The 11174-nt window shown below is 44.5% G+C and carries 8 protein-coding genes; 6 read left to right on the top strand and 2 right to left on the bottom strand.

Features of this window, described 5'->3' with window-relative positions; translation table 11 throughout:
• Window positions 1-94: 94 nt before the first annotated feature.
• Both RW114_RS18280 and RW114_RS18275 read right to left on the bottom strand, forming a co-directional pair.
• Window positions 95-3343: a tetratricopeptide repeat protein gene (locus tag RW114_RS18280; protein WP_340124190.1), complete on the bottom strand. Its 3249-nt coding sequence runs from the start codon at window positions 3341-3343 to the stop codon at window positions 95-97.
• Window positions 3344-3848: 505 nt separating this feature from the next.
• A complete protein-coding gene (locus RW114_RS18275) occupies window positions 3849-4223 on the bottom strand; it encodes a helix-turn-helix domain-containing protein (RefSeq protein WP_340124189.1) in 375 nt (124 codons plus the stop codon).
• A gap of 382 nt (window positions 4224-4605) precedes the next feature.
• On the opposite strand from RW114_RS18275, the gene trfA reads away from it, so the two are divergent.
• The 6 genes from trfA to recD2 all read left to right on the top strand — a co-directional run bounded on the left by trfA (window position 4606) and on the right by recD2 (window position 10956).
• Window positions 4606-5448: a plasmid replication initiator TrfA gene (gene trfA, locus RW114_RS18270; RefSeq protein ID WP_340124188.1), complete on the top strand. Its 843-nt coding sequence runs from the start codon at window positions 4606-4608 to the stop codon at window positions 5446-5448.
• 673 nt (window positions 5449-6121) lie between these two features.
• Entirely contained in the window at window positions 6122-6472 is a 351-nt protein-coding gene (gene kleE / locus RW114_RS21065; RefSeq protein WP_422614841.1) for a KleE stable inheritance protein, read from the top strand.
• Between the two features lie 130 nt (window positions 6473-6602).
• Window positions 6603-6899, top strand: a complete 297-nt coding sequence (locus RW114_RS18265; protein ID WP_340124187.1) for a TrfB-related DNA-binding protein — start codon at window positions 6603-6605, stop codon at window positions 6897-6899.
• Between the two features lie 168 nt (window positions 6900-7067).
• A complete protein-coding gene (locus tag RW114_RS18260) occupies window positions 7068-8159 on the top strand; it encodes a ParB/RepB/Spo0J family partition protein (protein WP_340124186.1) in 1092 nt (363 codons plus the stop codon).
• A gap of 2 nt (window positions 8160-8161) precedes the next feature.
• A complete protein-coding gene (locus RW114_RS18255) occupies window positions 8162-8512 on the top strand; it encodes a KfrB domain-containing protein (RefSeq protein ID WP_340124185.1) in 351 nt (116 codons plus the stop codon).
• 137 nt (window positions 8513-8649) lie between these two features.
• Window positions 8650-10956: an SF1B family DNA helicase RecD2 gene (recD2, locus tag RW114_RS18250; protein WP_340124184.1), complete on the top strand. Its 2307-nt coding sequence runs from the start codon at window positions 8650-8652 to the stop codon at window positions 10954-10956.
• Window positions 10957-11174: the final 218 nt, after the last annotated feature.

The raw sequence follows: 11174 nt of genomic DNA, 5'->3' as shown, positions 1-11174 counted from the left end.
AAATCGCAGCATGGCAAGAAAAAAGAAATGCTATTGTTCGACCTATGGAATGGCGCTTTACTAATGAGGACGCTCGGGTAAAGTTGAAGAAACTTTATCCGACATTACAAGAATGACTGAGTACTAGACTACCGAAATGCATAGATGAGTTTTTTAGCGCAATTGCGTAATCCGACTCGTAAAGCTCAGGTTTCTTAATGGCTAAACGGAGGTATATCTCCAAAGCCTCTTGCCCATACTTAAAGGCTTCTTCATGGCGACCAAGATCGGAATAATCAAGCCCTACATTGTTAAGAATAGCTGCATAGTTTAAATCATCGGTATCAGAATCTTTTATCACAAAATTTTGATAAATGTTTAAGGCTTGTCGTGTGAACTCCTCTGTTTCTTCATAACGTCCCATAGCTCGTAAGCGATTCCTTAAAGAAACCAAGGAACGAGCGTAATCTTTTGCGTATTGTTTGGGCTGATTGGCATTCAGTGAACGAAACAGCGCGTGAGCTTTTTGAGCATAGGGAAGAGCCAACTCATCTTGCCCCATGTTAGTCGTCCGAATTGCCAAATTGATCAAGGCATCAGCGTAAGCCTTGATTTTACTTAAATCCTGAGGATGTTTTTCCATTTGTATTCCTGCAGACTCCGCTTTCGCTTGCGTTACATGCAGTGCCAGTTTAGCCAGATAAACAGATTTTTCAGGTAAGACGGGCAATAACACGCCAACAACTTGTTGCCTGACAGCTGGTTTTAGTTGTTCAAAAGCACTACAAGCCGCCTCTGCCAAAGGCTCGCCGGATTCCTGTCCGACTTTAACAATTGCCGTTATCGAGCTAGCAAAGTGCTGGCGCAAACATTCGGTCAGTTGGCTTTGCAATTCCGGGCGGCGGCTGGCTGCGCGGTTGAGTACGGTGAGCGCATGACAGCGGCGAAGATCGCTAGCGGTTTTACCCAAAGCAAAGCTGAGTTGTGCTTCGCCGCTATCGGTGGAGGTGTTAAGACTGCGGGCGACCAGAGCTTCGCCTAACAAATCGGGGCGTAGCGGTTGCAAGCCTTGACGACCGGGATAAAGCGGACACAGGGCGCGAAACAGCCGATTGCAATCGGACTTAGTCAACAGGCTACCGCCGCTTTGTTCATAAGCTTTCCAAGCTTCATTTTCGGTACAAAGTTCGCCGCAGAGCGTGGTGAGGGTCAGTAAATGACTGGTGGCGCGTTCGCCTTCGCTAAGGTTTAACTGGTGCGCCAACCGTTGCCAATAGCGGTCTTCGTGCCGTAACAATGCATCGGTAAGACCGTTCGCAGTGTCGGCTTGTTCTCCGTGTAATGCTAAGAGGGCTGCCATTTGCAGGTACAAAGGATTGGCAAAATGCTCGGCTGCTAAGTTGGGAGTAAGGATAGACTGGCGATTAAAGTCTGAAAATCCCAGGCGCTGTGCATAGGCTGCCAGCGCAACGGTATAAGCTTGTTCTCGATCAGCCAGATCTTGATGTAAAGCGGGCAAAGGGTAAGGGCCTGAGCAGGCGGTGCCTGCAAAAATATTCGCGCAGCTTGGGTAATCGGTCGCTAAGCGCTCAAACCAGTCACCGCTAGAGCGGGCGATTAAAGCCACGCGCACTCGACAGGAACTGTATTTTTGCGCCGTTTCCAGCACGGCAATCAGTTGGAAACGGCGGGTTTCGGCGTAATCGATGGCAATAAACAAGGCGTTATTTTTCGATAAAAACTCAGCAATGCGGCGTTTAATCTCAGCGGAATCGGCATTGGCGTTGAGAAAACCGGCCTGCCATTGCCCGGTTTCATTTAGGCGTTGGCAGGTTTCCAGTAGCAAGCGGGTTTTGCCGATGCCGCCAGCGCCGATATGGAGCTGCACTGCAATAGGAAATCCTTTTTCGTCGTTCGACCACGCCATGAGCTTGGCAACCGTTGCTTCTCGCGCAGGATGAAAAGCGACACAGGCTTCTTCGGCAAGTAGCAATTGGCTTTCTGCGTAGCCCAAACCAAGTTTCCAGCCGGGTGTGGGGATGGTGATAAAATCATCGTCGGTTTCAGGGGCTGTTGCTGCTGGCAATGGGAGCGTTTGAGGTACTTCGAGGTTGGGTGCTGTGACCAGATTTTCCCAGCCAAGGGCTTTGAGGAAGGTTTCGGCGCATTGTTTTGGAGTAAACATTGCCAACAGATACTCGCGTAGCCATAAGGCACTGTCTTTGGCATGTTTAGGGTTTGCGGCAATTTCTCTAACCGCATTGGTCATTGCTTGTAAATCTTCAGACTGATAATAAGGATCAATTTCGCTGCCACCGACGTTAACGGTTTTGACGCATCCCTTAGCCGCTCCATGCAATGTATCTTGCAATAATTGCATAAGACCGCTTTCTTTTCCCAAAATCAGCGGTACACCTGCAGCAATAGCTTCCCAGCCGACTAAGCCAAAACCTTCGTGCCAGGACGGCATGAGGGCTATGCTGGCGCTGCTTAATTCGTCAAAAATTTCCTGGCGGTTTTCTGAATAGGGCAAAGGATGAAGCTCCAGCACGGCACCCGCTTGTTGCTCTGCGAATAGGCGAAGTTCGCTTTCACCATCTTCAGCTACACCGAATAATTTGATGCGCGGACGAGTATCGCGAAGCATGGCAGGCGCGCCAGAGTCGTTTACTGCTTGTTTATAGGCTTGGGCAATGGCGGCAACCCCCAGCTTGGTTTGTTTAATGCGGTCTGTTTCTGGATTTAAGCGTCCAAACAGTACGGCAGTCAATTTATTGGATATTGGTTTTGGATCGATGTTTGGCAAGCCGGGAATCAACATCTGCGTTGAACCAGAACCAAACCAGTCATCCAACGCATCGCGTAATAGTGGTCCTACAACAAGACGGACGTTTGCCGCTTGAAATATCGTTTTTTGTACTTTTGTTTTGGCTTGCGCTTTTACGGCTGAACCACTTTTATAAGATTCATAGGCGGCATAAGACATGTGGTGAATAACTGCCGACCGGGAGTTTGTTTGCTGTGCGCCTGCTACGGCGGCAGCGCCAGTAAATAAGTCATGACCCAGCCATACGGCTTGGTTGTAGTCGATGTTTTCCGCTTCAAGCAAGCTGATAATTTCAGCGGCGTGACTCTGTTCAAGCTTTTCGCTCGTGGGTGGTTGCTCGAAGGGAATAAGTTTTACCAGTGAATCTTTAGCTTCTTTGAAGTCTTTTGCTTCGGCAGCTGGGACTACACAGAAAATATGCACATACTTTCCGAATGCGCCGCCGAAGCCGCGTAAAAAGTCATAATTGAAGCTATTGATGCCGCCGTGTTTAGGCCCCCATCCGGTGGCTAGTGCGATTAATGTTGGCCTGTTCATAGTTGGTGCTGTTTTTATTTTATCAATAGTGTAAGTAGTCTAAGCGTTTTAGGTTGATGGTAAAGCAATTTTCGGGATTTCGTTGAATTTTTTGCTAGGGTATATGAAAGGTAAGAAAGGGGTCAGGTTACTTTTAATCGCGCTGTAATGTAATCCCAGTTGTTTGCATAATCCTATAAATTTAAGCTTAACGCCGCCTAATTAAGCTGATTAATTGGTGTGTTTTCGATGCGGTTTTGGGTGTCGGTAAATCAGAAGGTCGATTAGCCAGTATTCTGGATACCTGCGAACAGCTAGCAAATTAATGCAGTGGATTAGAGGCGTGATTTCTCTAGGAGCTCAGGGCAGGGGAGGTAAGTCAATAAAGTTGACGATTTTATAGGGTATTCAGGCAGATATTATTACTTAATTATCAATCACCTAAAGTAACAATTAAATCTATAATCGATTGATAGTGTTGAGCTTTCGTTTTAGTTTATAGCGCTTGTGTTATGCAGAGTTATTGTTATAGTTTTTTCTGCTCATTTTTCTTTAGGTGCTCCTTGGTCTCCTTTGCCCATTGTTTAGCGATGAATGCTTGATGAGTCGGTAGTATTAAAGACACGCGCTCATAGCCCTCTGCTACGCCTCTGAGTTGACCCTCCGTTAAGGCCTCTAATGATTGTCTGTCCATGTCGGTTTCTTCAAGAAGCGCGGGTAAAGAGGTATCCAGCGCATTGGCTATTTGCTCCATAATCCGTAAAGACGGATTACTTTTTCCGTTGGTTAAATCACAAATGAACCCCATAGATACCCCCGACATTTTTGAGAGTTGTTCTTTTGTGATCCCCTTTTCATCAAGGATTCGGAGGATATTGGTAAAAAATATTTGGTTATACATGTATTAGTTATTGTCCGAGAAATTAAGCGGCTAAATTTTTTGGTCGTTTTTGATAAAACATTTTCCTTAGCATTACTCTGGAGTTGGCGGCGTTCATTGTTGATGCTCCTGGTAGTATAAATGGTTTTTTGCCTATTTTGCAGAATGGATTTTTTCTGACATTTTATTGACTCTATGAAGCGAATAGTCGATACTGACCACCAACAGATAGTCTCGTTATAACGATAATTATTAGCTAGGGTTGCCATAACTGAAAGTGATGCAAGTAACGAGTCTCACGACCTATCAAAAAGGTGCATTCAATGACTGATGATCCCTATTGGAATAATTAATGTGTTATTTGCCATCATCAAACAACTCACAATGACCGTGCGGTGCTCCCATGAGCCTAAGTGAAAATGCCTTTCAACAACGGATCGCTAATTTAGGTCGGCAGGCGTCTGCCCGCATAAAAGACGGTAAAGTTTATCAACTGCCCTTATGGCCGGAGCCGGCGAGAGGGATACCTAACCCGGTTTTACGCGGGGCATTATTTGCCGCTGTACAAGGTAAAAACAGGGCGGTTTTTCAGCGTGAGCTTTTAGCTTGTCAGAAAGGACTGCAAATTCGTTTTACAGGCATTCAGTTAGACCAGTCAGACCTTGATGTTTGGGAGCAGGCTTTACATTTAGCAAGGCTCCATCCGTTAGGCACACGTTGCGAATTTTCCGTGTATGGTTTTTTAAAGGCGTTAGGCCGAAAAACGGGGAAAAGCGAGCATGAGTGGTTAAAAAATTCGTTTGCGCGGCTCATGGGTTGCGGGGTTGAATTAACAAACCAGCAAGAACGGAAAACCTATGGAGGGAGTTTGTTAGAGTTTATGCGAGATGATGATAGTGGTCGTTATGTCGTTATTTTCAACCCAAAGATACTCACTTTCTACGAGGGCGGCTGGACGGCCATTGATTGGCAAGGCCGGCAGTTATTACGAGGAAAACCTTTAGCGCTGTGGCTGCACGGATATTTGGCAACGCATGCTAAACCGTATCCTATCAAGGTAGAGACAATTCGCTCGTTTAGCGGCAGCAGTAATAAGGACATCAGATGTTTCAAAAGGAAGTTGATTGCCGCATTAAACGAACTCAAAAAAATAGAATTCATCATGGGTTTTGATTTTAAGGGAGATAATGTGATTATCAATAAACCCCCCACACCATCGCAACAGCGCTACCTTACAAGTCAATAAACACAGGTGGCTCACCCCTTTCACGGGATACGAGACACAAACATGGGATGCCGCGCCGCCATTTTCACGGGATACGAGACACGGTTGTCACGGGATACGAGGCACACACACGGGATACGGGACACCGATTTCACGGGATACGGGACACACTATTCACGGGATACGGGACACCGTTTTCACGGGATACGAGACACAAGAGAAATTATTAAAATGGCTTTAAACCCTTATACAGTAAGGGTTTAAGGATTACGCGAAAATCAGCTAATCTTATTCTAATCAGTTTTTAAATCTTTCTTTAATCATAAGGCTTCTCTTTTTCACGGTTTTACTGAAAACCAAATAGCAAAAATCCTTGGGCTAAGCGGCAAAAATTAAAATTATATAAAACAGATTTACGCTAGTGAAGGCGATGCGATGCCAATGGCCCCCAGGAACGCGGATCGTAACAAAGTAAAGCTGAGGTCGCAGGCATTTCTAATATATTTGGGTTTATTTAGCCAACAACAAATGATTTAAAATAATCGCGTCGACAAACCGATGATTTACAAATGCCGGTTGGAGCATTAGAACTAAAGTTATCTAAACGTAAATAAATAACGTTATCATCAATAAAAACCGGGTAAGTGATTGTACTAACAGGTTGTCAAAAACATCTAATCTATAGGCGGTAAAAATGAAATCAGCGAAACTTTACCGGTTTCCTCGGCACGGACGAACCGCATCTATCCCTATCGTGCATTCTGAGAATTTCGTTAATACCAAAAATGGTTCTATAAAAACACATCAAATTTCTGGGTGGAAAAGGATTATGCCCTGGACTATTGGGCTAGTATGGTTGTTTTTGGGCATGTTTTGGCCTTTGCTTAATTGGATAGTAGCAATGGATGTAGTTTTCCAGTTTTTAAGGGCGCTTTATTATTCAAACACACCTGCAATCCACGCGACTCTCCAGGCATCGATACATGGTGTTTTGTACATTTTCCTATCACTATTTGTTTATTTGTATAGACCAAAGGTATTTTGAAAAGATTTAGCCGTTAAACTGATTGACTTGGTATAAATGTTTAGCTAAATTAGTTTCTAACGACGGGTTCCCTCCATTTTCCAAAAGCTTGGAATTAAGTCATGGTTTATAACCCCCCATGGAGTTGTTAATGAAACGAATGACTAGAGATCAATTCATTCAAGCAACAAGCAGTTTAACTATGGGAGAAAGCACCCTGGAGATTGCCGAGGGTGTTTTAGTAGACGGAAAATCCCAATCAGACTACGCCAGAGCGAAGCAGATCACGCGGGGAGCGGTATCACAGATTGTGAGTCGGGTTTGGAAAATCCATCTAAAGGCGATCAACATTCCAGACAAGTTCGTGGAAGTTACGGCAGTTTTGCCGGAACACCAGGCATTCATAGTGAAGCAATGGGAAAAAGAAGCCCAAAGAAGTAACAAATGAAAACCGTGGTAACCCTAACTAAAAAGATGGAGTAGGTAAAACCGCTAAGTTGGTACCGCTAGCATTCGATTTTGTTGAGTGTGGGTTACGAAACCCGGCACCCGCAAAACCGACACAAAAGCAAGGGCTTTAGCCGATTTCAGCGATAACAAAATGGAGAGCAGATAAATGCGCAATGCCAAAATAAATGATATACCCCCGTCCAGTCTTGGCGTAAGTGCCTTTAGCGATCCATCCTCTCGACTTGCCACGCCGACCGATTCAGTGACCACTCACAAAAAAGAACTGCTTGATTTAGATGTCAGTCTGATTGATGAAGATCCAAATCAGCCGAGACGCGAAGATAATCCGGGCTTTTCAGAAGAAAAATTAAACGAGCTGGTAAAATCAATTACCAGGCGAGGTGTAAAAACCCCCATTTCGGTGCACAATAATCCAGAAAAACCAGGTCGATTCATCATAAATCATGGTGCGCGTCGATTTAGAGCCTCGAAAATGGCCGGTAAAAAGACTATACCCGCACATATCGATAATGATTACACAAGAACAGATCAACTCACAGAAAATTTGCTTCGTGAGGGTAATACGCCGTTAGAGATTGCCACGGCTATTGGTGAATTTCTTAAAAGAGGCATGAAAAAAAAAGAAATAGCGGAGAACATCGGCAAAACGGCAGGGTATGTTACGCAATACTCCTCACTGCTAAAATTGCCCAAGTCGATCGCTACGGCTTTTCGTAATAACCGCATTACTGATGTGACCATTATCTATGAGTTGGTGCAGTTACATCATGATTACCCTGAGGAAATAGATACCTGGGTCAATGATGAAAGCCAGGAGTTTACTCGCGGCTCCATGAAGTATCTACGCATTTATCTTGCCCATAAAAAGGCAGAAAGTGAACTAGCCCCAGATATGCTAGGTGGTGATATAGATTTATACACGGGTGGAGAAACTGAACCAGCTCAGGATGCCAGTCACTCTAGCATTCAACCCGTATCTTCCTCTAATAGTTCTGACACAGAGGGGGAGAGTAGCTTAGCTGAGAAAAACAGTGCTAAAAACGCCGGACACCCGGCGGCCCCGAGTAAGTTTAAAAAAGCGATAGTAAAGGTTTTGCATAATAATCGGGTTGCACGGTTAATACTGGATCGTAGGCCGCCAGCAGAGGGGTATGCGTGGTTAAAATATGAGGATGATGGCTATGAATTTGAAGCGGCCTTACGTGATGTTCAGCTGACTGCAATTTTAGAGGGTTAGGTATGAAACAACGTTTAGTTGTAATGAACGGCCAGTGCTCAATGCAGCAAGAAGATCAAGGTAAGTGGCGTAATGTTAAGGTTGAAAAGGCTAGAGGCGTTAAACCTGGAATTTACAATATATTTACGGCAAACAAGGCGGATAAAACAAAAGAACATTCAGGCCTTATCTTGTATGCAGATAAAACGACTGTGTATCAACAAGTCGGGAAAGGGCAATATATCACCCATGATCGGGCAGATTTTGCAAAACTGCCAGAAACCGGAGAGATGAAGAGCATAAGCTATAGCGATGAAGGCAAAGCCGTTGTTTCTGAGGCTGCACTCGGGCAAAAACAAGCACGGAAAATTTAGCGATTAAATTGCTGAATTAACTCCAGAAGGATAACAAAATTTTATTAAGAGAGCTGACAGGTAATGATTCCCGGTATCTGTCCAGCGAGTTACCGGGCAGTCCTTTATCATGAGCAAATAGCTTTAACCGGCCGTCAATGAACACTATTACTGAAGTTCTTACAGGCATTGTCAGCAGGGTGACTTATCACAATCTCACGACGGGCTGGTCTGTACTGCGTGTTCAACCCTTTCAGTCGCCACAACAACAAGAAACTGTCACGGTTCATCAAACTAAAGTCTTTGCCGGTGCCACCATGGAATTTCGTGGCGCCTGGACCATTGATCATAAATACGGTCGGCAATTCAAGGCCACCGAAGCGATTGAAAGGAAGCCTGCCACGACGGCATCTATTGAAAAATATCTAGGCTCTGGTCTCATTAAAGGAGTGGGTCCGCAAACTGCAAAAAAGATTGTTAAGTATTTCCAGAAAGAGACCTTGGATATCTTTGAAAATGCTATTCATCGCTTAACGGAAGTCCCTGGTATAGCCCAAAAGAAACTGGATATGATTGAGCAGGCCTGGACTGAGCATCGCGCTATCAGAGAAGTGATGATGTTTCTTCAGGGCCATGGCATCAGCACCCTGTTTGCGGTGCGCATTTATAAAGAATATGGCGATAAAGCGATAGCGATGGTCACAGAATATCCCTATCGGCTGGCGAATGATATTTATGGGATTGGCTTTTTCTCTGCGGATAAAGTGGCGCTGAGTATTGGCTTAGCGGAAAACAGCCAACCAAGGATGCTTGCAGCGATCAAACATATCTTGGCAGCCAGTCGTGAGCAAGGTCATTGTTATCTGACCGAGCCACAGATCAATACCGGCATCATAGATCTGATAGCAATAAACTTGGGCGAACAGCTAAACGATTATCTGGTCTTAATGAAACAAGCCGGTCAACTTTGTACCCGGCTAATTAACAAAGATCATGAGGACATCATCGGCTATTACTCAAAGACACTTTTTTTTGATGAAACCGCTGTCGCTGCCATACTGCGGGGAATGAATGATCCTGTGGCGAGTGAGCCGGAGAGAATCGCCGATTGGGTCTCTACCTATTGCCAGCATAAACACATAACTTTAAGCGATGAACAGGTCCATGCCGTTAAAGGCGTTGTGCAACATCGTTTTTCAATACTGACTGGCGGACCAGGCTGCGGTAAAACCACGACTACCTTAGTGATCGTTCGACTACTGGAGGCCATGAATAAAACGGTTTTACTGGCTGCGCCAACTGGACGTGCTTCGCAGCGGATGAGTGAGGTTATTGGCCGAGAAGCTAAAACCATTCATCGACTTCTGGAATGGAAAGGCGGTGAATTCCAGATGAATGAAGAGTCCAAATTAAAAACCGATTTCTTGATTGTTGATGAATGCTCAATGTTGGATGTCAGTTTAACGGCCTCCTTATTAAAAGCGGTACCCTTTAACAGTCAGGTGCTGTTTATAGGCGATCCGGATCAATTGCCTGCTGTTGGAGCAGGCAATGTCCTTAAGGATATGATTGCTTCCGAAGTGATCCCCTGTTTTCGATTAACGCAGGTTTTTCGCCAGGCGCAAGCATCCTTGATCATCCAATACGCGCATCAGATTAATAAAGGACAAACACCTGCTATTGAGTCGCCGTTTAAAAACCCAGACCTCTGGCACAAAAAAGCTGATTGTTTGTTTATTGATTCGGATGAGGCGACACAAGAGCAACTGGGTTTTATTACTCGCGTGAAACGCCATTTTGATTGGCAAACAAGTGAATTGGAGAACCTGGTCGCAGAAAAGGCTAATCAGTCTCCTTTCGAGTTCAGAATAGAGGAGCCCATCAAGTCTGCCTATGAAGTGGAATTCGTGGTTCCTGACAAATTCAAACATGTAGATATTAAGCAATTAACACAAACTGAGGCTCAGGTTGATGCGCTGAAAGCGGTGGTCAAGAAAATACATCCGTGGTCTTCACTGCATTATGGCCTATCTGCAGTTGATACCGTGGTTAAGCTTTATCTTGAGTGGATTCCTAAATACCACGGACAGGCTACAGAAATACAGATTTTAACCCCAATGACCCGTGGCAGTCTGGGTTCTGCTAATCTCAATCAGGTGATTCAAGCAAAAGCTAACCCAGCCACTGAAAACAAGTGTCAATTGAAAGTGGGGGAAAGGATATTCAGAGAAGGGGACCGAGTTATTCACCGTCGTAATAATTACGATCTTAATGTCTTTAATGGGGATATTGGCAAAATCGTTACGATAGATAATGAGGAACTGACAGCAGTGGTGTCTTTTTATCCGGATCACAGAGAAGTGTACTATACGAAAGAAGATATTATGGAGCTTGATCTGGCTTATGCGATTACCATTCATAAGTCTCAAGGCAGCGAATTTAAAGCGGTTATTATTCCTATCTGAAGTTTCCCAGTTTTTCAGGAGCAAGAATTTTAGAAAGTGGAAAAAATTTCGAAAATTTTTAGCAACTCTTAATACACGTCAATGCATCCCAAAATAATTCATTTACCCATTAAAAAACAATAACTTATTGTCGAACGAAGCCTTGTTTTACTGTATAATGCTAGCCTATAAGCCACTGATTATACGAATAAAACGACCTCATTTATGTTCATCCTACG

The sequence above is a fragment of the Methylobacter svalbardensis genome (assembly GCF_037671525.1).
Classification (GTDB): Bacteria; Pseudomonadota; Gammaproteobacteria; order Methylococcales; family Methylomonadaceae; genus Methylobacter_A; species Methylobacter_A svalbardensis.
Note: the sequence above shows the minus strand (reverse complement) of the source record. Positions and strands in the feature narration are given on the sequence as shown.

Coding starts and splice junctions, on each gene's coding strand:
- RW114_RS18280 (WP_340124190.1), bottom strand. CDS start 3,343: ATGAACAGGCCAACATTAATCGCACTAGCCACCGGATGGGGGCCTAAA.
- RW114_RS18275 (WP_340124189.1), bottom strand. CDS start 4,223: ATGTATAACCAAATATTTTTTACCAATATCCTCCGAATCCTTGATGAA.
- trfA (WP_340124188.1), top strand. CDS start 4,606: ATGAGCCTAAGTGAAAATGCCTTTCAACAACGGATCGCTAATTTAGGT.
- kleE (WP_422614841.1), top strand. CDS start 6,122: ATGAAATCAGCGAAACTTTACCGGTTTCCTCGGCACGGACGAACCGCA.
- RW114_RS18265 (WP_340124187.1), top strand. CDS start 6,603: ATGAAACGAATGACTAGAGATCAATTCATTCAAGCAACAAGCAGTTTA.
- RW114_RS18260 (WP_340124186.1), top strand. CDS start 7,068: ATGCGCAATGCCAAAATAAATGATATACCCCCGTCCAGTCTTGGCGTA.
- RW114_RS18255 (WP_340124185.1), top strand. CDS start 8,162: ATGAAACAACGTTTAGTTGTAATGAACGGCCAGTGCTCAATGCAGCAA.
- recD2 (WP_340124184.1), top strand. CDS start 8,650: ATGAACACTATTACTGAAGTTCTTACAGGCATTGTCAGCAGGGTGACT.